The organism is Arthrobacter sp. 05L44 (genome assembly GCF_056397605.1).
Window position 1 is genome coordinate 72,026 of the sequence record NZ_JBFTNS010000009.1, and the last position, 26,407, is coordinate 98,432.

The following is a 26,407-nucleotide window of genomic DNA, read 5'->3' on the forward strand; positions in this document are numbered from 1 at the left end:
CCCGCACCTATCGCAGGTGCGGGGCCGCCGTCGTTCCCAACAGGGGCCTCCGCCGCCGAGGGTTCCCTGGCTGAGCGGAGCGAAGTTAGGGAGGCGGGGGGACTTAGTTGGCGAGCCAGATGTCCGGCCCGAAGACCTCGTAGTGGATCCGGGTGGCGGGGATGCCGGCATTGATGGCTTCGTTGCGGATGTTCTTCATAAAAGGAAGCGGTCCGCACAGGTACAGGGAGGCGTTGGCCGGCAGGTCCACGTCGCGCAGGGACATAAAGCCCTCCTTGGTCCCGGTCACGGGCTGCTCAAGCCACAGCTGCAGTTCGGCGCCGTCGAGGCGCTCGACGTCGTCCGTCATCTGGGAGCGCAGGGCCCAGCTGTCCAGGGTGCTTTCGGCGTGCAGGACCAGCACCTGGCGGTCCGAGCCGGCCTCGGCGAGGGAGCGCAGGATCGACGCCGACGGGGTGCAGCCGATGCCGGCCGAGGCCAGGACCACCGGGCCGTCGCCGTCCTTGAGGGTGATTTCGCCGTAGGGGTTGGAGATCTCGATGATGTCGCCCACCTCCACATTGTTGTGCAGCACGGGGGAGACCTCGCCGCCGTCGTCGAGCTTGGTGGTGAAGCTGCGGCTGGTGCCGGCGTCGCCGGAGAGCGAGTACTGCCGGACCTGGCGCAGGCCGTCCGGCAGCGTGACCTTGACGCTGACGTACTGGCCGGGCAATGCCGGGGTGATGGGGGTGTCGTCCGCCGGGTCCAGCACGAACGTCATGGAGCCGGTGCCGGCGGGGGTCTTGGCGGCAACCCGCCAGGGGGTCCACATCTTGCCGTTGGCCTGCGCCGCGTAGAGGCCCTTCTCCAGCTTGATCAGCGCGTCGGCCATCAGCCAGTAGACCTCGGTCCAGGCCTTGGCGATCTCGGGGGTGATGACTTCGGCAAGGTCCTCGGCGATGGCCGCGAAGAGGTGCTCGTAGACCACCTGGTACTGCGGCTCGGTGATGCCCAGCGAGGCGTGGCGGTGGGCGATACGGGACAGTACGGTCTCGGGGAGGGTGCCGGGGTTGCTCACGAGGTGGCTGGCGAAAGCGGCGATGCTCCCGGCCAGGGCCTGCTGCTGGTTGCCCGAGCGCTGGTTGGAGCGGCTGAACAGTCCATCCAGCAGTTCGGGGTGCGCGCCGAAGAGCCGGGCGTAAAACTTGGGGGTGATCTCGCCGATCCGGGAACCGACCAGCGGCAGGGTGGCCTCGATGACGGGGAAGGACTTGTCCGAGAGCATGCTGACTCCTGAGATAGTGGCCCGGTGTCTTCAACCGGACGTTCCGAAATACCCGCATTTGAAATGCGTGTATTTATGCCTCAGTTCTACACGCCGTAGAAAAAGGTTGCAAATTGACGCTGTTGGGTTGCGGAGGGTGCCGGAGGCCGGGTACGGGGGCCTCGGGTGGCGCCGGCGCGGGAGGCGCGGCCCGGTCAGCCCGGGTACAGGCCGGGTTGGGGGTCCGGCCGGAGTCCGGGGCGCAGGCCGATGGCCTGGAAGACGGGGTTCATCTGCCTCTCAGTGGGCAGGGAGGCCACCACAATGTCGTCAAGCTCACGGTAAAAGGCCTCGCGGGCGCGGCCCAGGGCGCCGCGCAGCCGGCACTCGTTGATCAGCGGGCAGGTGCCGCCGGCGCCCGCGCAGTCTGCGGGATCCGTCCGGGTGTCCAGCGCCCGCAGCAACTGTCCAACCGTCGCGGTACGGCCGGCGCCACTGAGCCGGGAGCCGCCGTTACGGCCGCGTTCGACGTCGATCAGGCCCAGCTCCCGCAGCCTGGCCATGGCCTTGCTGACGTGGTTGTACGGGGTGCCGACGGCATCCGAGATGCTCTGGGTGGTGAGCAGTCCGCCGTCCGGCGCCGCCGCGAGCACCATCATGGCGCGCAGGCTCACGTCGGCAAAGGCGTTGATCTTCATGGCACGGGCCTGGTCTAGTCCACCCAAACGGCGGGTTCGTTGGCGTCTGCGGCCAGATCGCCGAATTCCAGCTCGCGGGACTCCGGATTGGCGCTGTAGGGCAGCACGGCCGCGAACACGGATCCGTCCTGGTGCTCGGCGGCCACGTGGATGGCGTCCGAATCCTCTTCCAGGAGGGTGATGTCGCAGACGATCGCAGCGGCGCGGAACTCGTCCCGGTGCTGCCGGAGCAGCTCGGTGAGATCACTGATCATGCCGTCGGCGTCAAAGTCGGCCTCGGTGCCGGGCTCCGCATCCGCCGGGGTGACGGCGACAAGGCGGACCTCGCCGTCGTTCTCCACAACCAGGGCGAACGGGAGGAAGCCGCCATTGCGCTCCAGCTGTTCCTGGGCGGCGCCCACACCGGTGCCGAGCAGGTTCTCCAGGTCAGTGGCGCTGGCATCGGGCACCGAACCCCGCCATGAGTCCTCCGCGGGATCGGCCGGCTGCAGGACGGTTTCCTGGGCTTTCGCCGCGTCGGTCACTGCCTCAGCCCCGGACCAGGGCCAGGACCCGGTCGCGGACCCGTTCCATGGTTGCCTGGTCGGTGGCCTCGACGTTCAGGCGCAGGAAGGGCTCGGTGTTGGACGGGCGCAGGTTGAACCAGTAGCTGCCGTCGGCGGCGATGAACGTGCTGCCGTCGAGGTAGTCCACCTCAACGTCCTCGTCGTGGAAGTCGACGCGGACACGTTCCACGGCGCCTGCCTTGTCCTCGATCTCCGAGTTGATTTCGCCGGAGGACCGGTAGGGCTCGTACTCGCGGCCGAGCTCGGACAGCGGGCCGTCCTGCTCGCCGAGGGCGGCCAGGACGTGCATGGCGGCCAGCATGCCGGTGTCCGCATTCCAGAAATCGCGGAAGTAGAAGTGGGCGGAGTGCTCCCCGCCGAAGATCGCGCCCTCGGCTGCCATAACGGCCTTGATAAAGGAGTGTCCCACGCGGGTGCGGAACGCCCGGCCGCCGTCATTTTCAACCAGCTCGGGCACGGCCCGGGAGGTGAGGAGGTTGTGGATGATTGTCGGCGTTTCCTCGCCGTTGGCCTTGGCGCGGGCGATCTCCCGGCGGGCGACCATGCCGGTGACGGCCGAGGGGGAGACCGGCTCGCCCTTTTCGTCGATCACGAAGCAGCGGTCGGCGTCGCCGTCGAACGCCAGGCCGATGTCCGCGCCGTGATCGACGACGGCGGCCTGCAGGTCACGCAGGTTCTCCGGTTCCAGCGGGTTGGCGGGGTGGTTCGGGAAGGAGCCGTCGAGCTCGAAGTAGAGCGGGACAATTTCGAGCGGCAGCTTCGGCAGCAGGGTGTCGCCCAGGACGGCCGGGGTGGTCATGCCGGCCATGCCGTTGCCGGCGTCCACCACCACTTTGAGCGGACGGGAGCCGCTCAGGTCCACGAGGCTGCGCAGGTACTCGGAGTAGTCCTTGAGCACGTCGCGGACGCTGATCAGGCCGCGCGGGCCCTTGGCGGGGATGGTGCCGGCGTTGAGGTAGTCCTCGGCCAAAGCCTGGATTTCCTTCAGGCCGGTCTCGGAGGAGATCGGGACGGCGCCGGCCTTGGCCATCTTGATGCCGTTGTACGCTGCCGGGTTGTGGCTGGCGGTGAACGTGGCGCCGGCCGCGTTCAGTGCTCCGCAGGCGTAGTAGAGCTCATCGGTGGAGATCAGGTCGAGCAGCTGGACGTTGGCGCCGCGGGTGGCCGCGCCGTTGGCGAAGGCCCGGCTGAACTCCGGGGAGGAGGGGCGCATGTCGCCGCCGACCAGCACGGTCTCGCCCGCGAGGTCCAGGACGTCCACGAAGGCAGCCCCCACGGCTTCGACGATTTCCGCGGTGATGGATTCGCCCACAATGCCGCGCACGTCATAGGCCTTGAAGGAAGCCGAGAGGTCAAAAGTCTTCGTCTGGTCGCTAGTCACGGCTTCTATCTTACGGGGGTCCGCGCCCCGGCCGCCCGGAAGTGGCTTGCTATGTGGACACGGACTGTCCACATAGGCCGCCGCCGGCTTCGTGGCTGTCGGCGGTGGCTGGGATACTGAAGCAATGGCCAATAACCAGAACGCTGCAGTCCTTTCCGCCGCCCACCCCGCCTCCGCCGGGGGTACCGGGACGCGGGAACAGGCCCAGGCGGTGCTGCGGGAACTCGTCGGACACCCCGACGCCGAGTTCCACGACGGCCAGTTCGAAGCCATCGAGGCCCTTGTCGACGGCGGCCGCCGGGCCCTGGTGGTGCAACGCACCGGCTGGGGCAAGTCCGCCGTGTACTTCGTCGCCTCCCTCTTGCTGCGCCGCCGCGGCGCCGGGCCCACCCTGATTGTGTCCCCGCTGCTGGCCCTGATGCGCGACCAGGTGGCCGCCGCTGCGCGCGCCGGGGTCCGGGCCGTGGCCATCAACTCGGCGAACCAGCTCGACTGGGACACCGTCCGCGAACAGCTCGCGGCCGACGAGGTGGACGTGCTCCTTGTGTCCCCGGAGCGGCTCACCAACCCCTCGTTCCGCGAAAACCAGCTGCCGGAGCTGGTCCGCCGCACCGGGCTGCTGGTCATTGACGAGGCACACTGCATCTCCGACTGGGGCCACGACTTCCGTCCCGACTACCGCAGGATCGCGGACCTGATCACCCAGCTGCCGGACAGCGTCCCGGTCCTGGCCACCACCGCCACCGCCAACTCCAGGGTGGTCCATGACATCGAGGAACAGCTCGGCGACGGCGTGCTGACGATCCGTGGCGCCCTGGGCCGGGAATCGCTGCGCCTGGGCGTGTTGCGGCTGCCGGACTCGAGGCAACGGCTGGGCTGGCTCCTGACGCACCTGACGGACCTGCCGGGCAGCGGCATCATCTATACGCTCACGGTGTCAGCGGCCGAAGACACCGCCAGGCTCCTGGCCGAGGCCGGTCACAACGTCCTGGCCTACACGGGCCGGACGGACCCCGCGGACCGCGAGCGGGCCGAGCAGCTGCTCAAGGACAATGAGGTCAAGGCCCTGGTCGCCACCTCCGCCCTCGGCATGGGCTTTGACAAGCCGGACCTTGGGTTCGTGGTGCACCTCGGAGCGCCGTCGTCCCCGGTGGCCTACTACCAGCAGGTCGGCCGGGCCGGCCGTGGCGCCGCAAACGCCGACGTCCTGCTCCTGCCCGGCGCCGAAGACCGGGACATCTGGCAGTACTTCGCCACCGCTTCCATGCCCTCTGAGGAAAAAGCGGCCGCCGTCCTGACCGCCCTCGCCGAGGCGGGCACCGCGGTGTCCACGGTGGCGCTGGAGGCCCGCGTGGACCTGCGCCGGACGCCGCTGGAACTGCTGCTGAAGGTCCTGGCCGTGGACGGGGCAGTCGAACGCGTCGGCGGCGGGTGGCGTTCCACCGGCCGGCCCTGGACCTACGACGCCGAGCGCTACAGCCGGATCGCCGAGGCCCGGGTCGACGAGCAGGACTCGATGGTGATCTACCAGGACACGGCGGGGTGCCGGATGGAATACATCACCTCCGTCCTCGACGACGAAACCGCCGCGGCCTGCGGACGCTGCGACAACTGCGCGGGCCGATGGTTCCCGGCCGACATCGCCGCCGACGCCACAGAGGCGGCAGGCGCCACACTGAGCCGGGCCGGGATGCTGCTGGAACCGCGGCTGCAGTGGCCCAGTGGCATGGACCGCCTGGGCGTGAATGTGAAAGGCAAGATCAAGCCGGAGGAAAGCCTGGCCAATGGACGTGTCCTGGCCCGCCTGACCGACCTTGGCTGGGGCGGGGCGCTGCGGGAGACCTTCGCCGCGGGCGCTCCGGACCGGGCCGTGGACCCGGGGATGCTGCGCGCCTGCGTGCAGGTCCTGCGCGAGTGGGGCACCGGTGACGCACGGACCCCGGGCTGGAGCGGCGCCGGCCGCCCGGCCGCGATCGTGAGCATTCCGTCCCGCGGGAAACCGGAGCTGGTGGAGTCGCTGGCCCGGGGGATCTCCGAGATCGGACGGATCCCGTACCTAGGTCAGCTGCAGCTGGCCCACGGCGGACCCACAGGCGGCCGCGGCGGAAACAGCGCCTACCGGCTCGCGGGGGTCTGGGAACGGCTGGTGGTCGGACCCGAACTCGCCGCCGCCCTGGAGGGGATCCGGGGCCAGAGCGTCATGCTGGTGGACGATCTCGTGGACAGCCGCTGGACCGTCACCGTCGCCGGGCGTGCGCTCCGGCAAGCGGGGGCCGGGGCGGTGCTCCCGCTGGTCCTCGGCCAGGCAGGCTAGGCGCCGGCCCGCCGGGCGCGGGCCGACCGTGCCCCTAGGCGCCGACCGTGGGGTCCGACTCCAGGACAGCCATGGCGGCGTTGTGCCCGCCGATGGCACTGACAGCCCCGCCACGGCGGGCGCCGGAGCCGCACAACAGGATCTGCGGGTCGTCCGTGGCCACTCCCCAGCGCTGCGCGGGCGTGTCCAGCGGCGCGTCGTCCTCGAGGAAGGGCCAGTCGAGGCCGCCGTGGAAGATGTTGCCCCGGGGCATCCCTACGGCGCGCTCGATGTCCAGTGTGGTCTTGGTTTCGATGCACTTCCTGCCGTCCGGACCGGTCAGCAGCAGGTCCTCCACCGGCTCGGCGAGAACACTGTTGAGCGACCGGAGGACGGCGGCCTCCAGCTCAGCCCGGCGCTCGTCGTTGTTCTGCTCGGTAATGAGCCGGTCCGGAACGTGCAGTCCGAACACCGTGAGCGTCTGCACGCCGGCCGCCTGCAGCTCGGGGGCGAGGATGCTCGGGTCGGTCAGTGAATGGCAGTAGATCTCACACGGCAGTGGCTCCGGGATTGTTCCCGCCGCGACACTGAGGTACGCCGCATCCAGCTGGGACCACGTCTCGTTGATATGGAAGGTGCCGCCGAACGCCGCTTCGGGGCTGACCGAGCCGTCCAGCAGCCGGGGCAGCCGCTTGAGCAGCAGGTTGACCTTGACCTGCGCCCCCTCGCGGAGATGATTCGGGTTCCACGCCGGTTGCGGGACCGCGGCGGGGTCCTTCCCGGGAGCCTCCGCGCCCGCCCCGGCCCGGCCCGCGGTGCGCAGCCGGTCCAGGACCACCGGGGCCACGTTGGACAGGACCCACGGGGCAGAGACGGAGTGAAGTTGCCCGCCGTGCCGGTAATCAACAACACCGCCCGGCCGGACGGCGGTGACCTCGGCCGCCGTCAGGATGGTGGTTCCCGCCTCCCGGGCGGCGCGTTCCAGCTCTCCGGACACCGCGCCCATCCCGCCCACGGGAACGTCCCAGTCGCCGGTGCCGCCGCCGATCAGGTGGTAGAGGAAACAGATGTTCTGCTGCAGGTCGGCGTCGTCGGCCCGGGAGAAGGTGCCAATGAGGGCGTCGGTGAGCACAACGCCGCGGACCAGGTCGTGCCCGAGCGCCCGGCTGATGCCGTGGCCCACCGGCTTTTCGATCATGTTCTCCCACGCCTCGGCGGCTCCGGCACGGACGGCGAGGTCCCGGGCCTCGGAGCGGGTGGGCAGCGGGGCGGTCATGGTGGGCCAGAGTGCCCGCGTGAGCTTTCCGCAGCCCGCGTAGAAATCGTTGAAGGCCTTGAACTCATCCGCGGACGCGCCGACGGCGGCGAACGAGGCGGCGGTGGACGCGGCGTCCTCGTTGTCGATGAGCAGTGCCCGGCCGGGGTTGCCGGGATCCGGGGTGTAGGAGGAGTACCGCCGCCTCGCCAGGGTGATCTGCAGGCCGAGGTCGTCGATGACCTGCCGGGGCAACAGGCTCACCAGGTAGGAGTAGCGCGAGAGCCGGGCCTCAACGCCGTCGAACGCCTGGGCAGATACGGCAGCGCCGCCGGGCTGGTCCAGTTTTTCCAGCAGCAGGACGTTCCGTCCGGCCCGGGACAGGTACGCTGCCGCGGCGAGGCCGTTGTGGCCGCCGCCGAGGATGATCGCGTCAAACGCGTGGTTGGTCGACATGGGCCCATCCTGCCATCCGGCCCCGCCGCCGCGGCCCAGGCCCGGCCGAAAACGCAGCGGACCCCGGCAACGCGAGAAACCCGGGAACGCAAAAGGCCCCGGTCCAGGACCGGGGCCAAACGCGGAGACGGGGGGATTTGAACCCCCGGTGGAGTTGTGCCCCACACTTCATTAGCAGTGAAGCCCATTCGGCCGCTCTGGCACGTCTCCAATTGCTATTACTAGCCAACCAAGGATACGCAGAAGGGGCCATGCAGTGCAAAACGGTCGGCGGGCGCGTCGGTCCCCGGGCTCAGGCGGCGCTGCCGGCGAGGGCTCGCCACAGGAAATGCTGGCTGCGGCTCTGCAGGGCCGCGGCCTGGCGGTTGTCTGAGGCTCCCGCGTGGCCGCCCTCGAGCGCCTCGTGGAACCAGACGTTGGGGATGCCCATGGCCTGCATGCGGGCCGCCATCTTGCGGGCCTGCACCGGACCCACCCGGTCATCCGAGGTGGCCGTCCAGATGAACGTTTCCGGGTACTCCACCCCGTCGCGGAGCAGGTGGTAGGGCGAGAAGGTCCGGATGAACTCCCACTGTTCGGGCACATCGGGGTCGCCGTATTCGGCAATCCACGAGTACCCGGCGGAGAGCTTGCTGTACCGGCGCATGTCCAGCAGCGGCACCCCGCACGAGACGGCCCCGAAGAGTTCCGGGTACTGCGTGAGCATGTTCCCCACCAGCAGCCCGCCGTTGGAGCCGCCGACGCAGCCGAGGCGCTGGCGGGACGTTACGCCGCGGGCTATCAGGTCCTGCGCGACGGCGGCGAAGTCCTCGTAGGCGCGGTGCCGCTTCTCCTGCAGCGCGGCGCGGTGCCACGACGGGCCGTACTCGCCGCCGCCGCGGATGTTCGCCACGACGTAGACGCCGCCCCGGCTGTGCGGCGCGGCGCCCTCGGCGGCCGCCGACTCCTTCGTGCGGCGTTCCAGCCAGGCCCGGCCGACGGCGCCGCTGTACGCCGGCGTCCGGGAGATCTCGAATCCGCCATAGCCGGAGAGCTGCGTCGGGTTTTGCCCATCGAGCACCAGGTCTTTGGCGGCAATCTGGAAATAGGGCACCCGGGTGCCGTCCTGCGACACGGCAAAGTGCTGCTGCACCTCGTAGGCGTCCTCGTCGAAGAACGACGGCGAGGTCCGGACCACCTCGTGCGAGCTGACCACCCCGTCCACGCCCGCACGGGTGAGCGTGCCGCGGGTCAGGGTGCTCGGCGTCGCGAATCCGGTGGCGACCAGCCAGAAGTCGTTACCTGCCCCGCTGCCGGCGTCGTCGGCGTCGTCCTCGTCGTCCACGGCGTAGGCGTTGACATCATGCAGCGGCGGGCAGGCGTCCAGCACGGTGGATGCCCACGCGACGTCGGAGCCGGGCCGCTCCGGGTCCAGTACCCGGATCTCGGAAGAGACGTCCCGGAGCAGGTTCAGCAGCAGGAAGTCCCGCGTCCAGCTCCAGGATTGCAGCGAGGTGTGCTCATCCGGAGTGAACAGCACGGACAGTTCCCGGCTGCCGGCCAGGAAATCCTCGAAGCCGGCCGCGAGCAGCGAACCGGCCGGGTAGGTGGTGCCGTCAACGTCCCAGTCGGACTGGGGCCGGAAGAGCAGCCACTCCCGGTGCGAACTGAGGTTGACGTCGTTGGGCACGTCGATGTCCAGCCATTCGCCGTCGCGCAATACCGAGGTGCGCTTTTCGAAGAAGCTGATCCAGTCCACGGCGAAGGTGCGTTCGAAACCAGGGGTCGAATCGTGCGCCAGGAGGGCCATCATGTGGTCCTCAGGGATCTCGAAGAGCCGTTCGGCGGAGGCCAGCGACTCGCCGCGGCGCAGCCGCACCCCGGTCCGGGCGTATGAGGAGCTGGTCCGCGGCAGTCCCGCGGCGGTGCTCGCGACCAGCAGGGTGTCAGCGTCCAGCCATGAGGCGTTGCCCTTCGCCGTCGGCAGGTCAAAGCCGCCCTCCGCCGGGTCAACAAAGCTGCGGGTCTCGACGTCGAACTCGCGGTAGCGGTTCGCATCGCCGCCGTCGGGAGACAGCGCCAGCAGGGCACGCCGGTGCGGCTGCCCCTCCGCGGGACGGAGGAAGCTGGCGCCGTGGAAGACCCACTCCTCGCCCTCCGCCGCGGCGAGCGCGTCCACGTCCAGGAGCACCTCCCATTCGGGGGACCCGGCCCGGTAGCTGTCCCAGTCGGTCCGGCGCCACAGGCCCTTCGGGTTCCCGCGGTCCTTCCAGAAGTTGTAGTACCACTGGCCGTGTTTGCCCACCATGGCGATCCGGTCGGTGGAGTCTAGGACCTCGAGGATCCGGCCTTCGAGCTCGCCGTACTCGGCGTCCTCCAGAAGTTCCTCGGTGCGGGCATTTTGCTCACGGACCCAGGCCAATGGCTGTTCGCCGTAGATCTCCTCCAGCCAGATGTTCTCGTCGACGGGTTCGGGAGCGGTGCCGGAGGAGGCCCCGGAGAGCTCGCCGGACGCGGTGGGGTACTCAGCTGAAGAGGTGGTCATGGGCCCATCCAAGCAACACCAGCGCCGGGCAGGCAAGTCAAGGCGGCGGCCCGGATGCGGATACTCTGGATGCCGTGGGCACATCGCAAAGCATCCGGACGGCACTGATCGGCGCCGGACCCCGGGGCACCAGCGTGCTGGAGCGGCTGCTCGCCAACTGGGAGCCGGCCACCCCGGAATCCACCCTGCACATCGACGTGATCGACCCTTATCCTGCCGGGCCGGGCCATGTCTGGCAGCCGGGCCAGTCCAGGCTCTACCTAATGAACACACAATCCTTCTACCCCACGGTGGTGCCCGAAAACCCCGAGCTGGCAAGGCCGCTGGCGGGGTGCACCTTTGACCAGTGGCGCCACCGGCAGCGGCGGGACCCGCATCCGGGGCTCACCGCCGAGGAGCGCACCGAGCTGGCCGGGCTGGATTCCGCTAACTTCCCCAGCCGCGCCCTCTATGGCCGGTATCTGCACTCCACCGTGGAGGATCTTCTGGCGGTGCTGCCCGCCGGGGTGAGCGTTGACTTCCACCAGACCACCGCGACGTCGGTCCGGCGGGCGCGGACGCGTCCGGACGCCGGGTTCGACGTCGGGCTCGCGGACGGTACCGCGCTGAACGTCGGGTCCGTGGTGCTGGCGCTCGGGCACCTGGAATCCAGGCTCAGCCCGGAGCAGCGTGAGCTGCAGTCGGCGGCACAGGACCTGGGACTCACGTACCTGCCTCCGGCCGCGCCGGCCGACGTCGACTGGTCAGTGATCCCCGCCGTCCAGCCGGTGCTGGTGCGCGGCATGGGCCTGAACTTCTTCGACGTGATGGGCCAGCTGACCGAGGGCCGCGGCGGTAAGTTCCTCCCGTCGCCGGACGGTGAAGGCCTGGAATACCTGCCGTCCGGGCGCGAACCGTTCATCATCGCCGCGTCACGCCGCGGGACCCCCTACCGGGCGAAGGCGACCCTCGCCGGGTACTACCCGTCGACGGTGTCATTGCGGTACTTCACCGAGGAGGCGCTCGCCCGGTTCACTGCCGCAGGCATCCTCCCCGCCTTCGACCACGACCTCTGGCCCCTGCTGCACCGGGACGTTATCTGGGCCTACTACTCCACCCTGGCGCGGTCCCGTCCGGACGCTGTGGGCGCGGATCCGGCAGGATTCCTCGCCGGTCTGGAGGAGGCCCTGCACCCGCACGCCCACTCCACCGTCAAATGGGAGGATGCCGCCGCTGAGGTGATCGGCGCGCACGTGGACCCGGCCCACCGCCTGGATCTGCTGGGCCTGGCCGCACCGCTGGCCGGCCGGAGCTTCCCCGCGCGGGCGGACCTCGACGCCGCCGTCGTCGACTACCTGCTCGACGACGCCCGCCGCTCCGCGCTCGGCGAGGACGACCCCGTGAAGATGGCGATCGGTGCCCTGCACCATGGCCGGGCGGTCCTGAAAACGGCCGTGGCCGACGGCGGGATCACCGACGAGTCGTGGGTCGCCGGGCTGCGCGGCTGGTTCGAGTCGTTTGTCGAAGGGCTCGCCAGCGGCCCGCCCGCCCTCCGCGCCGAGCAGCTCGCGGCCCTGGTCCGTGCCGGGGTGGTCAGCTTTGTGGGCCCCGACCCCAAGTTCGACGTCGACCGGAAAAACCGGACCTTCACCGCCGCCTCGCCCTGGGTGGCCGCGGATAGCGGCGGTGCAACCGTCGAAGCCTCCGTGCTGGTGGAGGCCCTGGCGCCGGCCAACCGCGTGGCTGTCAACGCCTCACCCCTCCTGGAGCAGCTCCTAGCGGACGGTGTGGTGCGTCCGCGGCTGATGATGAGCGTCGAGGGCATTCCTGTGCAGAGTTCCGGGCTGGATGTTGTCCCGCACCCGTACCGGCCGGTCGGCGCGAACGGCTCGGTCTCCGAGGGTGTGTATGTGCTGGGCCTGCAGCTTTCCGCGGCGCAGTGGGGCACGGCCATCGCCGCCGAGGCCCGTCAGCAGGACGGGCCGGTCTATCCCAGCGGCCAGCGCACCCTCCACGATGCTGACGAGATCGCCCGGGACATCCTGCGTCCGGACGCGCCCTAGTTCGCGGCGTCGGGGTGGATGCTGCGGGTTTCCGAGCGTTCGTTCCGGTTCCGGATCCAGTCGGACGGGTGCACCTTGGGCAGGATCTTCGCCAGCGCCAGGGCGGCGTACATCACGGTGTTGATCGCTACGAAGGTGGCGAGGATGGCGAACCATTGCGAGTGCAGGAGGTCTTCGGGGAACAGGATTCCGGCCGGGACAACGACGGCGGTGATGGTCATGAGCGTTCGGCCCCCATGGCTTCGCGTGGTTTGACGTGTGCGACGTGTTTCCAGCTGGCGGTCCGGCCGAGCGAGATGTCCGCGACACCCTTGAGGTAGACGACGTTGAGGAACATGTCGAAGAACAGTTCCGGGAACAGGGTGACGGCCAGCAGCCGGGCACGCCAGCCGCCCTGCCACACTGTGGCGACGCGTTCGACCATAAACAGGCCGCCCAGTCCCAGCCAGAACGGGAACCAGATCCACGTGTCCAGGGAGAAGACCATGAGGAAGATCAGCAAAAGGTAGGACCCCAGCGCGATGACGCCGTAGCCGATCCCCAGCTGCTGGGCCCAGTACCGGAGGGTCTGCGGGGTGATGCCGTAGGCACCGATGTTTTCCAGGGCCCCGCGTTGCCAGCGCAGCCGCTGCGACCAGAGGGTCCGCCAGCTGGGCATCAGCTCGGTCACCACGGTGCACTGTGCCGGCGAAATCATGAGCCCGCCCAGCGACTTCAGCGCGATCGTGAGCTCGTTGTCCTCGGTCAGCGCGGCGGTGTCGTACACATCGCCCGGCGCCCCGGGAATGGACACGCCGCGGCTCTCCGCCACGGTCCGCAGGGCCCGTGAGCGGAACATCGATGCGGTCCCGGTCAGCACAAACACGCGGCCGCGGCGCCGCCCGATTTCCCGGCTGTAGCGCAGGTATTCGTTGCGCTGGAACTGGCCGATCAGTCCGTGGCCTTCCTCGCCGTAGAACAGGCCGCCCACCGACATCAGGGCCCGGTCGTTGGTGAAGCGGTCCACCGCGGCGGCGAGGAAACCGTCGTCGAGCCGGGTATCAGCGTCCATGACCATCACGACGTCGTTGTCGCCCAGATCGGGGAGCAACTCCTTGAGGACCTGGTTGAGCGCGCCGGCCTTCTTCTGCGTGTTGCCGACGGATTCGATGACCTCGACGCCGGCCTCCCGGGCGAGGGACACCGTGGCGTCCCTGCAGTTGTCGGCGACGACGATGACGCGGTCGGGGCGGCGCGACTGCGCGAGGAGGGACGCGACCGTCAGGGGCAGCGATACTTCCTCGTTGTGGGCCGGGATCAGCACGGTGACGCGGATGGGGCCGGCATATTCACCCCGGGTCGCTGCCATCACCACGCGCGGCGCGAGCGGGCCGGTGAGCGGGTTCGCGGAACGCCGGGAGCGGTTGGCGATGCGCCGGTCCACGGTGGCGACGCCAGCGGCCAGGAGCAGTGCCATGGCGATGGCGGCCAGGATGATGCGGGGCGCGGGCGCATCCGTGTTGTAGAGGATGCTCCAGAAACCGAAGAAGAGGCCGTGGGCGGGGGACTCGCTGAGCGCGGGGCCGCCGGCGGCGACGGAGAACCACAAAAGCGCGGCCGCACCGCCTGCGGTCAGGGCGATAAAAATGCCGACTGCGCGGTTAAATCTCCCTTTTCGCATGCGCAATGATATCAACGCCCCCACAGGTCCCACCAGTCCCAGCGGCACCGCGACGGTGCGTGACGGGACCTGCGGCCTCCTGCGGCGCCCGCCCTGCACCGCGCCGCACAAAAAATGAGCATGCCCGTTCCCCGGGCCGGGCAGTGGACATTTACGCATTGTGTCCACCGCTCCGGCCAGGGGAGGGGCATGCTCATTCCTGGCAGGCTAGGCGCTTAGCCCCGCAGGCACTTCTGGTACTTCACCCAGGCGATCGTGTACTTGATCCACCCGGCGAAGTCGTACCACTTGGTCGGCGGGACAGGCGCTGCGCACTTCGGCGGAACCGGGGTGCTGACGGCGACGTTCACGGCGGCCTTCACCACGGTGCCGGATTCGACGGCGGTGAGCACCAGGGTGCCCGTTCCGGCGGCGGCACCGGCAGGCACCTTGACGTTCACCGTGGCGGCGCCGGCGGTGACCGGGATGCTGCCCAGCGCGGTGACCGTCCCGGCGGCGTCCGTGAATTCGGCCCGCAGCGAGGCGTTGGCCGGGCTGCCCAGCGAGGTGAGGTCCAGCTTGGAGACCGCCAGGGTGATGGCGTCCCCGCCCTTGACCTCGGCTGCGGTGGTGTTCACCACGGCCACGGAGCGGCGGGCGAAGTCCGGCGAGACGGGGTTGTGCGCCTGCAGGTACTTGATCCACGCGTCCCGGTCCACGAGCCCGGAATCCTTGGTCCCGGTGCCTTCCTTGAAGATGCGGAAGTTGTCGCCGCCGGTGGCCAGGAAGTTGAACGTCCCGATCCGGTAGGACTTCGCCGGATTAATCAGGGCACCGTTGATGCGGATTGCGGTGATCCGGTCGCCCGCGGCACGGGCGGCGTCGTAGGTGTAGTTGATGTTCTTGGACAGGCCCAGCTGCTGGTAGGCGCGGCTGGGGACCGTGCCGTCCGGGTTGGTCTGCCACTGCTGCTCGAGCAGCGTCTTGAACTGGGCGCCGGTCAGCGACGTGGTCCAGAGGTTGTTCACGAACGGCAGGACCGCGTTGGCCTCGGCGTAGGTGATGGTGCCGTCGGGTGCGTAGTAGAGCTCGTTGCGCAGCCCGCCGGGGTTGACGACGCCGATCTCGGCGCCGCCGAGTTCCGGCGCCTTGAGGGTGTCCACCAGCGAGTCGGCCACCAGGTTGCCCAGGGTGGACTCGCTGGAGCGGTCGTCGCGGACGGCCGGTGAGCCGCCGAACGCCGTCGTGATGTCCGCGGTGACCTTGCCGATCGGCTGGTTGCCGATCGCGGCTGCGTCGGCGACGGCCTTGTCCACGATGGCCTTCACTGCGGCCACCCGGGGGTACGCGGCAACCAGGTCGGCCGCCGGGTCTGTGCTGCGCTTGACGTTGGCCGCCTTGTAACCGGTGACCGCCATGGTCTTGGTGTCGACGGTGAGCTGGATCTGGCCGATGAACTCGCCGTAGTTGCCGGTCTGGACGATCGGACGGGTCTTGCCCGTCGGCTGTCCGGCGGCATCCAGGACGGGTGCGTCCCACGCGTACTGCTTGTGGGTGTGGCCGTTGAAGATCGCGGCGACATCCGGGGTGACCTTCTGGACCATCTTGGCAAAGGGGCCGCCGGCGGCGACTTCCTGCTCCAGGGTGGCGCCTTCGGGGGCGCCGGAACCGGCGCCGTCGTGGTTCTCGACGATGATCACGTCGGCGAGCTTGCCGGCCTTGATCTTGGCGGCGACACGGTTGATGGCGTCCACAGCGTCACCGAATTCAAGGTCAGCGATCCCGGACGGGGTGACCAGGGAGGGCACTTCCTGGGTCACGGTGCCGATCACGGCCACCTTGATCCCGTTCATGTCCAGCACGGTGTATTCCGGCAGGGCCGGCTCGGTGGTGCCCTTTTTGTAGACGTTGGCGCCGAGGTAGGGGAACTTGGCGTTGCTGCCGCCGGCGACCACCCGGTCACGCAGGTCCGCCCAGCCGCCGTCGAACTCGTGGTTGCCCACGGCCGAGGTGCGCAGCTCCAGCGCGTTCAGCACGTCGATGGTCGGCTGGTCCTTGGCGACGGCCGACGCGAACAGGGACGCGCCGATGTTGTCGCCCGCGGAGAGGAACGCGGTGGCGCCGGGGGCCGCGGCTGCCCGGAGCTTTTCGATCGTTCCGGCGAACTGCACGGTGTTTGAGTCGATGCGGCCGTGGAAGTCGTTGATGCCCAGGAAGTTCAGCTCGACGCTCGCCGGGGTGAGAAGAAGGTTCAGGCCCACCACCACGGGATCGTGGTCGCTGGCACGGAACTGGTCCGGTGCGTAGTAGTTGGTGACGTTGTTGTTGTAGCGGCTGTATTCCAGTGCCACAGATTCAACCGAGTTGATGTTCCAGATATCCGCGCCGGTGACCACGGCGTTGGCGGCCGGCGAGGCGAGGATGTGGTCCAGTGACCCCACGAGCCCGCCGAAGAGGTACGAGTGCTTGGCGTTCCCGTCGGCGGTCTTGGCCTTTTCGTCCTGGTTGACGTACCCCGCGGCCGTGAGGACGTTGATGGGGTCTTCCTTGGCGTAGGAGTTGAAGTCGCCGATCAGGAACACTTTGTCGGTGCCCTTGGATTTCTGGAGTTCGTCGGAGAAGGCCAGCAGGGACTTGGCCTGGGCGGTGCGGGCGAGGTTCGAGGCGCCCTGGCCCTTGTCCGTGTCGTCCGGAGTCGCGGCCGAACCCTTGGACTTGAAGTGGTTGGCGATCGCGATGAACTTCTTGTCATCGCCCGCGCCGACCGGCTTGAAGACCTGGGCCAGCGGCTTGCGGGCACTGGCGAATGCGATGGTGTCGTTGTGGATGATGGATTCGCCCACCGGCTCGGCGGCGGCTTTTTTGTAGATGAAAGCAGTGCGGATCATGTCCTCGTCAGCCAGCGGGGGAGCGTTGGCCGGAGTACGGACGTAGTCCCAGATGCCGGGGGTGGCGATGTTGAGCGCGTCCACCAGCTTGGCCAGGGCATCGTCCCGGTTCTTGCCGAACTGGGCCGAGTTCTCCACCTCCATGAGGGTGACGACGTCGGCGCCGGACTTGGCGATGGCCGCCACGATCTTGTCCTGCTGGCGCTTGAAGTTCTCAGCGTTGGCCGCGCCACGGACGTCGCAGCCGCCCTTGACGGTGATCGGGTTCCCGGCACGGTCCGTGTAGAAGGTGCAGCCGGGGATCTGGTCGCCGGTGGTCGGGAAGTAGTTCAGGACGTTAAACGAGGCCAGCTTGAGGTTGCCCCCGACGGCGGCCGGAGCGTCCGCACGGGTCGCGCCGAAGCCGGCCGGCTGGACGGTGTCCGTGTTCTCGGCAGTCAGCTGGGTCAGCGGCTGGAACTTCCAGGAGTTGTTCGCGTAGCTGAGCACCACGTTGGTCTTGAAGGTCACCGGCGCGCCCACCCGGACGTGATCCGCCGTGGTCAGATACGGCAGCGTCTGGGCCTTGGTGGCGGCGTCCTTGAGGAAATTGGTGCTGGCGCCGTCGTCGAGCTTGATGCCGCGTGCGGCGTTGGCCGCAACCGTGGCGGTGTAGTCCGCCGAACCGTAGGGGGCGACGGCGGTGGGCTGCTCCAGCGCGGTGGTGCCGCCGGCCAGTCCGATTTCGCCGTACTGGTTCAGGGAGAAGTTGTCCGCGACCGTGACGGGGCCCTGCGGCGTCAGCAGCATGCCCTCCAGGGATTCGCGGAAAGCCTCGTCGGCAGGGAGGCTAAAGCCCGTGGGCTTGACCTCCGGGGCGGCATCAGTCAGTTTCGTGACCCCGGCCGCGGCGGCGACATTGAGTTGGGTCATGCCGTAGTACTCGGCGACGTCACCGGTGACTTCCACGTAGTCGCCGATCTGGACCGACGCGACGGCAGAGGGGGCGTAGACGAAGATCGCGTCCGACGACGTGTGGTTGGCCGGCGTCAGGTCGCCGCCGGTGCCCGGGGTCTGGAGGTAGAAGCCTGCGAAGCCGCCGGTCGGGAAGGCCGCGGTCACCTTGCCGCGAGTGGTCACGGCCGTTCCGGCGAGCGGGCTGGCCGTGCCGGTGCCTTGGATTTCGGCGATGGTCTTGGCGGCCGGGGGTGTGCCGGGGCCCGGATCTACCGGTCCGGGATCGGCGACGCCGTTGGCGGCCTTGGGGGTGATGGTGGCGTTGAGCGTGAAGTCGGCGGCGTTGGTGTTGCTGTCCGTGCCGCCGTTGCGGTTCATGCTCTTGACGTCCGTATTGCCCGACGGCGGTGTTGCGGCCCGGGTTTCGAATGTGTTGGAGGTCCCGTAGCCGAGGAGGTCGGCAACGTTCGCGGGCTCGACAACCGAGCCGGTGGCAAGCTCACCCAGGGCTGTGGCCTGTTTGGCCAGGACGATTGTCCCGCCCGCGCCCGCGGGGTTGAAGCCGGCGGCGGTGGCGTCGGCGGCGGGCAGGTCCAGCCCGGCGGTGCCGTTGCTTCCGCCCTTGAGCAGGTAGTACCCCTTGGCGGGGATGCTGCCGGCGAGGGCCGCCGTTGTGCTGGGGGCTGCGGCGCCGGTGGCGGAGCGGTACTGGATGGACCAGCCGTCCAGCGTAACCGGGGCATCCGAGGTGTTGTACAACTCGACGAACTTGTTCTTGTAGGCCGCTCCGGCGCTACCGCCGCTCAGGTACGCCTCGCTGATGACCACTGGCGATGTTCCGGCGGCTGCCGGTGAGGCCTCCAGTGCGGCGGCCGGCACGGCCGTCAGCGGCGCTGCGATGAGCCCCGCGGACAGCGCAGTGCCCAGCGCTGTTTTCCAAGGTGTGATTTTCATCCGCTCTAACTCTCATTAGGGTGCCCGGGTAAGGGCTGGGTGCGATGTCCGGGATAAGGCCCGCGGACCGGCCGGTCTGCTCCTGGTCAAGCAGATTCCGGCACAGCAAAACAGAGGTGAATGAACACAAGGTGGATTGCATGCGCATTCGGCGGGACGGCCCCCAGCGGAACGCCTCGCAGCCGTTGCGGAGCCCAACAAGGGGGCCCCAGCGACGGTGTTGGTAGAGCTCTTCTGACTGCCCCAGCCTTCCCCCGGCCCGGGCAGTCAAAAGAATACCGGCCAGTAGCCGCTTGGGAAGCGGATGGCCGGTATTTCTTACAGCAATTTTTCCAAAGGATTTATGAAAGCGCCGGGTCCTAGGCGTTTTCGGTGCGCGAGCCCTCCGGAGCGGTCTCGGCGACGATCTTGAACATTGCCCCCGTGGGATCGCTCAGCGTGGCGAGCCGGCCGAACGGGGTGTCCTCGGGGGCCTGGATTACGGTCGCCCCCAGCGACACGGCCTGGGCCGAGGTCGCATCCGCGTCCTGGACGGCGAAGTACACCTGCCAGTTGGAGGGCACCTCGGCGGGGAGGTAGCCCGAGGCGTCCATGATCCCGGCCTTGGCGGCGTTTCCGGCGCCCAGAGTGGTGTACCGGAACTCCGGGGTGTCGCTCATAACGTCCGTGTCCCAGCCGAACACGTCCTGGTAGAACTTCACCGCTGCGGGGTAATCCTTGGTGTGGAGTTCGTGCCAGGCGGGGGCGCCGGGCTCGGCAGCGAGTTCGAAGCCCTTCATCTCGTGCGGCTCCCAGATCCCGATCGAGGCGCCGGTGGCGTCGGCGAACATCGCCATTTTGCCCTGCTCCGGGACGTCCATGGGCTCCATGTAAACCTGGCCGCCGTGGGCCTTCACGGCATCGGCAGTCGCGGCCGCGTCATCGGCGCGCAGATAGGTGCTCCACATATCCGGGAAGCCGGCCTGCTCCGCCATCTTCTGCATCACTCCGGCGACGGTCTTACCGTTCTTGGAGGCCATGATGTAGCCCCCGTACTTTTCCTCGTCGCCGGCTTCGAAGGTCCAGCCGAAGAGTTCGCCGTAGAACTTCTTCGCCTGCTCGGTGTCCGAGGTCATGAGGTCGATCCAGCACGGTGCGCCGGGGGTGATGTCGGGTTTCGGCATGGTGGGCTCTCCTGCTTCTGGGCGGTCCGGCCGGGTCGCCGGCGGCCGCTCACTGATGGGTGGGTCAGACAAGGACGACCCTATGCCCGGGGTCCGACCGTTTCAACGGGTATGCCGACATGCCCCCTCCAGGGAGCGGCTGGTCGCAGCCGGTCAGCCCTGGTTGAAGCGGACCATGTTGCCGGAGGGATCCCGGAACGCGCAGTCGCGCGGACCCCACGGCTGGACGATGGGCTCCTGCAGGACCTCCGCCCCGGCTGCCCGAACCATCTCGAAGGTGGCGTCCAGGTCGTCGGTACGGAACACGATGATGGGCAGGACGCCTTTGGTGAGCAGCTGCTGGAGCGCGTCGCCGTCGTCCTGGGAACGGCCGGCATGCGGGGGCGAAAGCACGATCTCCAGGTCGGGCTGGCTGGTGCTGCCCAGGGTGACCCAGCGGTGCCCGTCGGAGCCGACGTCGTTGCGTACCTCCAGCCCGAGAACGTCGCGATAGAAGGCGAGCGACTCGTCGAGGTCGTTGACAGTGATGTGTGCGTACTGCAGTGAAATGTTCATAGTTCACACGCTAGGCGCGGGGGAGTGGCGGCGCTTCTTCGATCCTGCTCGGTTTCCGCGGCGGCCGTGTGTGTTGCCGGGCGACGCAGGGCGGCATGGCCTTCGCGGCGCGGTGCTCCAGGTCGCGGTAGGCGCTCGGCGTCATCCCCACCACCTCGGTGAACCGGGAACTGAAAGACCCGAGGGACGTGCACCCGACCTCCATGCACGCCTCGGTCACGGAGGCGCCGTCCCGCAACAGCGCCATGGCACGCTCGATCCGCCGGGTCATGAGGTAGTTGTAGGGTGTCTCGCCATATGCGGCTTTGAACTGCCGGGAAAAATGGGCCGGGGACATCAGCGCCCCGGCCGCCATCGTGGGCACGTCCAGCGGGCGCGCGTAGTGGCGGTCGATCAGGTCCCGCGCCCGGCGCACATGGGCCAGGTTGGCAAGCTCCTGTGGTGTCATGCCGAAATTCTAACCCTCACCTGGTGTGTCCGGACCGGCGAAAAAGTGTCCCATCCGGCTGGCAACTTGGGGGAAAAGCCCGCAAGCTAGACAGGGGTAACCACGGGGAGCAGACCGCGCTCCCTCCGCAAAGGAAGGCCCCGCCATTCCAGGACCAAAACGGCCGCCGAACCCGCTCCTCCGCAAATATCTCAAGTCCGGCCAGCCCGCGGGGGGCCGCGCCAGGTCCGTGGGCGAACTCAAACCGGTAGCGCCGGCCGCCTGGCGGGACGGGATGCCGGTCCTGGGCCACGGCCAGGTCTACGTCATGAAATACGGGCACGAGTTCCACACCCGGTGGTGCGGTTCAGTGGCGGCCAAGTGGGCCTCGGCGCCGCGCGGCCTTCTCGTGACGATGCTGGCCGACGTCGGGGAGCGCACCCGCTGCCCGGAGTGCAGCCGGTCCGCGGCCGCGGCGTCGTCGGCAACCCGGAAAGCATCCCGCCACCGCGGCTCCGCACCGGACGCGCCCGCCCCCGACGCCTCGACGCCCAACCTCCTCATCCCGCTGACCGTCGTGGGGCGCGCGCACGGCATCCTCTATCTCGGGGCTCCGGCAGGCAACCGGGAACTGCTCGGGAATACCGCGGTGGAGCCGGCCACCCCGCTGCTGGTCAACGGGCGCCGTGACGGCACGGTGGTGCGGGTGGACATCAGCAGGGACCAGCCGCTGCTGGTGATCCAGATGGATCCCCGCGCCATTTTCCGGGACGGCCCCTACCAGGTGCGCCTGCGGCCTCCGCTGCGGCGCTCGGCGACGAAGCCGTATGCGGTGGAGCTGGTCGAACCCGCGGAGCCCTCCGCCTGACGGTGGTCTGCGCTCCGGGAGGCGGGAAACCGGGCGGCGGGAAACGGGAAGCCGGGCTCCGGGAGGGACGGGAAAGGCCGGCCGGAGCAACCTTGCGATTGCCCCAACCGGCCCCTCAACAGCGCAAATCATTGCGCGTCCGCGGAAGGTAAGAGATTCGAACTCTTGGTACGGGGTTACCGCACACTGGTTTTCAAGACCAGCTCCATCGGCCGCTCGGACAACCTTCCCTAACGAGTAGTCTTTCATAGCCGGTAGGCAGCCACAAAAAAGCGGCGGCGCTCGCAGACGCCGTCCGTTGGGGCCCCTACTCTGGAAACGGGTGCTGCCTGTGCCGCGTGCATCGGGCGCCCTGCCCGCAAGAAATCAGTAAGGAATCGGGAGTTCTCCATGAAGGCTGTCTACATCTCAGAGCCCGGCGGTCCGGAGGTCCTGGAACTTCGGGAGGTCCCGGCACCGGTGCCCGGTCCCGGCGAGGTGCTGATCGACGTCGTTGCCGCCGGGCTCAACCGGGCCGACGTGCAGCAGCGTATGGGCTTCTACCCGCCTCCTCCGGGTGCCTCCGAGGTCCCGGGACTCGAAGTGTCCGGGCGGATCGCCGGGTTTGGCCCGGGGGTTACCAAGCCGTTCTCCGTCGGGGACAAAGTGGTGGCGTTGCTGGCCGGCGGCGGCTATGCGGGCCAGGTTGCGGTTCCGGCCGGGCAGGTGCTGAGGATTCCCGACGGCGTAGACCTGGTCACCGCTGCGTCGTTGCCGGAGGTCGCGGCCACTGTTTATTCGAACCTGGTCATGACGGCCCAGCTCCAGGCGGGGGAGACCGTGCTGATCCACGGGGCCACCGGCGGCATCGGCACTATGGCCATCCAGCTCGCCAAAGCCTTGGGCGCCAGCGTGGCCACCACAGCCGGCTCGGCCGAGAAGGTCGGCACCGCGAAGGCCTTCCTCGGTGCCGATATCGCCATCAACTACTCCGAGGAGCACTTCCCGGACAGCCTTCGCGAACAGAACGGCGGGAAAGGCGCGGACGTCATCCTCGACGTCGTCGGCGCCAAATATCTCGGCCAGAACGTCGACGCGCTGGCCGACTACGGCCGGCTGGTCGTGATCGGGCTGCAGGGCGGCACCAAGGGGGAGCTGGACCTCGGCCAGCTGCTCCGGAAGCGGGCTGCCATTATTGCGACTTCACTTCGGCCCCGGCCAGTGGAGGAGAAGACGGTCATAATGAACGCCGTCCGTGACGCCGTCTGGCCCTTGCTGGCGGACGGGCGGATCCACCCTCTGGTCGCGAAGACTTTCCCGTTGGACCAGGTCCAGGCCGCGCACCGCTACTTCGACTCCGGTGAGCACGTGGGCAAGGTACTTCTGGTCATGTAGCAGGATGTGACCAATTGCATGCGCGGTCCGGCATATCTATGCGGGTCTCCGGGGCAAACGACGATAGTGTGATTCCATACGGGGTATACACGCGTCTTGGGGCGCGTGTATACCATCGTCCAGCTACCCTCGGGAGCACCATGTCTATCCGCCACAGCCTTCTCGCGCTGCTGCAGGACCGGCCGCGCTACGGGTATCAGCTCAGGACCGAATTCGAGGACCGCACCGGTTCGTCCTGGCCCCTCAACATCGGGCAGGTCTACACCACCCTCGACCGGCTGGAACGCGACGGCCTCGTGCAAAAAGACGGCGCGGACGGCGAGGGCCACGTCGTCTACAGCATCACCGCCGCCGGCGTCGCCGAGGCCCAGGACTGGTTCCGGGCGCCCGTGGGCCGTACCAGCCCGCCCCGCAACGAGCTCGCCATCAAACTGGCCCTCGCGCTGACCCTCCCGGGCGTCGACGTCGGCGCACTCATCCAGGCCCAGCGGGCCGTCTCGATCCGGGCCCTGCAGGAGTACACCAAAGCGCGGCGGGAGAGCGTCGTGCACCCCCGCCCGGCGGACACCGCGAAGCTCCTGGTCCTGGACTCGCTGATCTTCCAGACCGAGGCTGAGGTCCGGTGGCTGGACCTGTGCGAGGCCCGCCTGATGCAGCTCGCCGGCCCGGCCTGAGCGCCCCATGTGACGCCGTTCACCGCGGACCCTGCGCCGCTCAACGAGCCGTATGGCAATGCGGCCGCGGTGACAGGCCCAACCGATCACGGCGTTGATAGGGTGCCATGGGCGGATCCGACTGCTGATCGGCCACGGGTTTCTCAAGGAGGAGACATGGGCACAGTGCCAGACCGCGGGCCAAGCACCGCGCAACTCGACGACGCCGACGACGGCATCACGCCGGTGCCGGGGCTGCCGGCCACCGCCGTCGACGATTCCGTCCGCGACGCCGAAGAGCGCAAGTGGACCCCCACCAAAATCGCCCTCTGGGTAGCCATCGCGCTGCTGGGCGGAGTCGCCTGGTTTATGCTCGCGATCGTCCGCGGCGAGACCGTCAACGCCATCTGGTTCGTGTTCGCCTCGGTCTGCACCTACCTGATCGGCTACCGGTTCTACTCCAAGGTGATCGAACGCTACATCACCAGGCCCAACGACCGCCGCGCCACCCCGGCCGAGTACAAGGCGGACGGCAAGGACTATGTCCGCACCGACCGTAACGTCCTGTTCGGCCACCACTTCGCCGCCATCGCCGGCGCCGGACCCCTGGTGGGCCCGGTCATCGCGGCCCAGATGGGTTACCTGCCCGGCACCATCTGGATCATCATCGGCGTCGTCCTTGCTGGCGCCGTCCAGGACTACCTCGTCCTCTTCTTCTCCATGCGTCGCGGCGGCCGTTCGCTCGGCCAGATGGCACGCGAGGAACTCGGCGTGATCGGCGGCACCGCAGCACTTATCGCCACCCTCCTGATCATGGTGATCATCGTCGCCATCCTGGCCCTCGTTGTGGTCAACGCCCTCGGCGAGAGCCCCTGGGGTGTGTTCTCCGTCGGCATGACCATTCCGATCGCCCTCTTTATGGGCGTCTACCTGCGCTACCTTCGCCCCGGCAAGGTTATGGAAGTCTCGCTCATCGGCTTCGTGCTCCTGATGGCCGCCATCATCGGCGGCGGCGCCGTGGCAGGCACCGAATGGGGTGCCGCGTTCTTCCACCTGGACAAGGTCACCATCGCCTGGGGCCTGATCATCTACGGTTTCATCGCCGCGATCCTGCCCGTCTGGCTGCTCCTGGCCCCGCGCGACTACCTCTCCACCTTCATGAAAATCGGCGTTATCGTGATGCTGGCCCTGGCCATCATCGTGGTCCGGCCCGAGATCACTGTCCCGGCCTTCAGCGAGTTCGCGTCCCGTGACAACGGCCCCGTCTTCTCCGGAGCCGTCTTCCCGTTCCTGTTCGTGACCATCGCCTGCGGCGCCCTCTCCGGCTTCCACGCCCTGATTGCCTCCGGCACGACGCCGAAGCTGATCGAGAAGGAACGCCAGACGCGCCTGATCGGCTACGGCGGCATGCTGATGGAATCCTTCGTCGCCATCATGGCGCTCGTGGCGGCCATCTCGATCGACCGCGGCATCTACTTCGCCATGAACGCCCCCACGGCACTGACCGGCGGAACCGTGGAAACGGCCGCCCAGTGGGTCAACAGCCTCGGCCTGGCCGGCGTTAACATCACTCCGGATGTCCTGGCGCAGACCGCCAAGGACGTCGGGGAGCAGAGCATCATTTCCCGGTCCGGCGGCGCGCCCACCCTCGCCGTCGGCCTCGCCCACATCATGCAACAGTTCATCGGCGGCACCGCCATGATGGCGTTCTGGTACCACTTCGCGATCATGTTCGAGGCGCTCTTCATTCTGACGGCGGTCGACGCCGGTACGCGTGTCGCCCGCTTTATGCTGCAGGACTCGATCGGCAACTTCGTTCCGAAGTTCAAGGACCACTCCTGGCGGCCCGGGGCGTGGCTCGCCACGCTGGTGATGGTGGCCGCATGGGGGCTGGTGCTGCTGATGGGCGTCACCGACCCGCTGGGCGGCATCAACACGCTGTTCCCGCTCTTCGGCATCGCCAACCAGTTGCTCGCGGCCATCGCCCTGTCCGTGGTGCTCGCGATCGTGGCCAAGCGCGGCACCTTCAAGTACCTCTGGATCGTGGCGCTCCCGCTGGCCTTCGCCGCCGTCGTGACCATCACAGCGAGCTTCTACAAGATCTTCTCGCCGGTCCCCGCCGTTGGATACTTCGCCAATAACGCCGCCTTCGCTAAGGCGCTGGCGGACGGCAAGACCTCCTTCGGTACGGCTAAGACGCAGGCCGCCATGGAAGCCGTGGTCCGCAACACCATGATCCAGGGCTGGCTATCGGTGATCTTCGTGGTGCTGAGCATCATCGTCATCATCACCGCACTGATCGCGACGGCGAAAGCTTTCCGTAACGCCTCGGCCGGGATCGCCAACGTGGAGTACGAGGATCCGGCCCAGCCGTCCCGCGTCTTCGCGCCGGCGGGCCTCTTCCCCACTGCTGCTGAGCGGGAGCTCGGCGCGGAGTGGAAGAACCTCCCGGCCGACCAGCGGCTCGAACACTCCGCCCGGCACTGACGGTT

At 68.5% G+C, this 26,407-nt stretch carries 18 protein-coding genes and 2 tRNA genes; 6 read left to right on the plus strand and 14 right to left on the minus strand.

Translation table 11 applies throughout. The annotated features are described in order from the left end of the window. Nucleotides 1-103: 103 nt before the first annotated feature. The 4 genes from AC1DHY_RS14570 to AC1DHY_RS14585 form a co-directional block, all read right to left on the minus strand. Nucleotides 104-1,264, minus strand: coding sequence for a globin domain-containing protein (locus AC1DHY_RS14570; RefSeq protein ID WP_476879155.1), 1,161 nt, complete (start codon nt 1,262-1,264; stop codon nt 104-106). A gap of 194 nt (nt 1,265-1,458) precedes the next feature. Beyond that, nucleotides 1,459-1,941 (minus strand): RrF2 family transcriptional regulator, encoded by a 483-nt coding sequence (locus AC1DHY_RS14575; RefSeq protein ID WP_476879147.1) that lies wholly within the window; start codon nt 1,939-1,941, stop codon nt 1,459-1,461. Nucleotides 1,942-1,955: 14 nt separating this feature from the next. Beyond that, nucleotides 1,956-2,465 carry a hypothetical protein gene (locus AC1DHY_RS14580; RefSeq protein WP_476879146.1) on the minus strand — a complete coding sequence of 170 codons (510 nt, stop codon included), beginning with the start codon at nt 2,463-2,465 and terminating at the stop codon, nt 1,956-1,958. 4 nt (nt 2,466-2,469) lie between these two features. Continuing rightward, nucleotides 2,470-3,888, minus strand: coding sequence for a phosphomannomutase/phosphoglucomutase (locus AC1DHY_RS14585; RefSeq protein WP_476879145.1), 1,419 nt, complete (start codon nt 3,886-3,888; stop codon nt 2,470-2,472). Between the two features lie 124 nt (nt 3,889-4,012). On the opposite strand from AC1DHY_RS14585, the gene AC1DHY_RS14590 reads away from it, so the two are divergent. Further along, nucleotides 4,013-6,202, plus strand: a complete 2,190-nt coding sequence (locus AC1DHY_RS14590) for a RecQ family ATP-dependent DNA helicase (protein ID WP_476879144.1) — start codon at nt 4,013-4,015, stop codon at nt 6,200-6,202. A gap of 34 nt (nt 6,203-6,236) precedes the next feature. Here AC1DHY_RS14590 and AC1DHY_RS14595 read toward each other — a convergent pair whose 3' ends face one another. The 3 genes from AC1DHY_RS14595 to AC1DHY_RS14605 form a co-directional block, all read right to left on the minus strand. Next, on the minus strand, nt 6,237-7,892 hold the full coding sequence (locus AC1DHY_RS14595) for a phytoene desaturase family protein (RefSeq protein WP_476903820.1): 1,656 nt from the start codon (nt 7,890-7,892) through the stop codon (nt 6,237-6,239). 122 nt (nt 7,893-8,014) lie between these two features. Next, nucleotides 8,015-8,102: transfer RNA gene (locus AC1DHY_RS14600), tRNA-Ser, on the minus strand. Between the two features lie 82 nt (nt 8,103-8,184). Beyond that, nucleotides 8,185-10,416 carry a prolyl oligopeptidase family serine peptidase gene (locus AC1DHY_RS14605; protein ID WP_476879142.1) on the minus strand — a complete coding sequence of 744 codons (2,232 nt, stop codon included), beginning with the start codon at nt 10,414-10,416 and terminating at the stop codon, nt 8,185-8,187. A gap of 74 nt (nt 10,417-10,490) precedes the next feature. Between AC1DHY_RS14605 and AC1DHY_RS14610 the strand changes: the two genes are divergently transcribed. Then, on the plus strand, nt 10,491-12,458 hold the full coding sequence (locus AC1DHY_RS14610) for an FAD/NAD(P)-binding protein (RefSeq protein WP_476903821.1): 1,968 nt from the start codon (nt 10,491-10,493) through the stop codon (nt 12,456-12,458). Here AC1DHY_RS14610 and AC1DHY_RS14615 read toward each other — a convergent pair. The 6 genes from AC1DHY_RS14615 to AC1DHY_RS14640 form a co-directional block, all read right to left on the minus strand. Beyond that, nucleotides 12,455-12,679, minus strand: coding sequence for a hypothetical protein (locus AC1DHY_RS14615; RefSeq protein ID WP_476879140.1), 225 nt, complete (start codon nt 12,677-12,679; stop codon nt 12,455-12,457). The genes AC1DHY_RS14610 and AC1DHY_RS14615 overlap by 4 nt on opposite strands. After that, a complete protein-coding gene (locus tag AC1DHY_RS14620; RefSeq protein WP_476903822.1) occupies nt 12,676-14,118 on the minus strand; it encodes a glycosyltransferase family 2 protein in 1,443 nt (480 codons plus the stop codon). Before AC1DHY_RS14620 ends, AC1DHY_RS14615 begins: the two co-directional genes overlap by 4 nt. A 215-nt stretch (nt 14,119-14,333) precedes the next feature. Then, entirely contained in the window at nt 14,334-18,875 is a 4,542-nt protein-coding gene (locus AC1DHY_RS14625; RefSeq protein ID WP_476903823.1) for an ExeM/NucH family extracellular endonuclease, read from the minus strand. A 359-nt stretch (nt 18,876-19,234) separates the two neighbouring features. Further along, nucleotides 19,235-20,038, minus strand: a complete 804-nt coding sequence (locus AC1DHY_RS14630) for a VOC family protein (RefSeq protein ID WP_476879828.1) — start codon at nt 20,036-20,038, stop codon at nt 19,235-19,237. 153 nt (nt 20,039-20,191) lie between these two features. Then, entirely contained in the window at nt 20,192-20,593 is a 402-nt protein-coding gene (locus AC1DHY_RS14635) for a VOC family protein (RefSeq protein WP_476879829.1), read from the minus strand. 10 nt (nt 20,594-20,603) lie between these two features. Next, nucleotides 20,604-21,041 carry a helix-turn-helix transcriptional regulator gene (locus AC1DHY_RS14640; protein WP_476879830.1) on the minus strand — a complete coding sequence of 146 codons (438 nt, stop codon included), beginning with the start codon at nt 21,039-21,041 and terminating at the stop codon, nt 20,604-20,606. Between the two features lie 229 nt (nt 21,042-21,270). Here AC1DHY_RS14640 and AC1DHY_RS14645 point away from each other — a divergent pair, with 229 nt between their 5' ends. Beyond that, entirely contained in the window at nt 21,271-21,888 is a 618-nt protein-coding gene (locus tag AC1DHY_RS14645; protein WP_476903824.1) for a hypothetical protein, read from the plus strand. A 142-nt stretch (nt 21,889-22,030) separates the two neighbouring features. On the opposite strand, the gene AC1DHY_RS14650 is transcribed toward AC1DHY_RS14645, so the two are convergent. Next, nucleotides 22,031-22,118 (minus strand) — tRNA-Ser (locus AC1DHY_RS14650). 160 nt (nt 22,119-22,278) lie between these two features. On the opposite strand from AC1DHY_RS14650, the gene AC1DHY_RS14655 reads away from it, so the two are divergent. The 3 genes from AC1DHY_RS14655 (at nt 22,279) to AC1DHY_RS14665 (ending at nt 26,402) form a co-directional block, all read left to right on the plus strand. Then, entirely contained in the window at nt 22,279-23,262 is a 984-nt protein-coding gene (locus AC1DHY_RS14655; protein ID WP_476880317.1) for an NAD(P)H-quinone oxidoreductase, read from the plus strand. A gap of 140 nt (nt 23,263-23,402) precedes the next feature. Beyond that, nucleotides 23,403-23,936 carry a PadR family transcriptional regulator gene (locus tag AC1DHY_RS14660; RefSeq protein ID WP_476880316.1) on the plus strand — a complete coding sequence of 178 codons (534 nt, stop codon included), beginning with the start codon at nt 23,403-23,405 and terminating at the stop codon, nt 23,934-23,936. 156 nt (nt 23,937-24,092) lie between these two features. Continuing rightward, nucleotides 24,093-26,402 carry a carbon starvation CstA family protein gene (locus AC1DHY_RS14665; RefSeq protein ID WP_476903825.1) on the plus strand — a complete coding sequence of 770 codons (2,310 nt, stop codon included), beginning with the start codon at nt 24,093-24,095 and terminating at the stop codon, nt 26,400-26,402. The last annotated feature ends 5 nt before the right edge of the window (nt 26,403-26,407 follow it).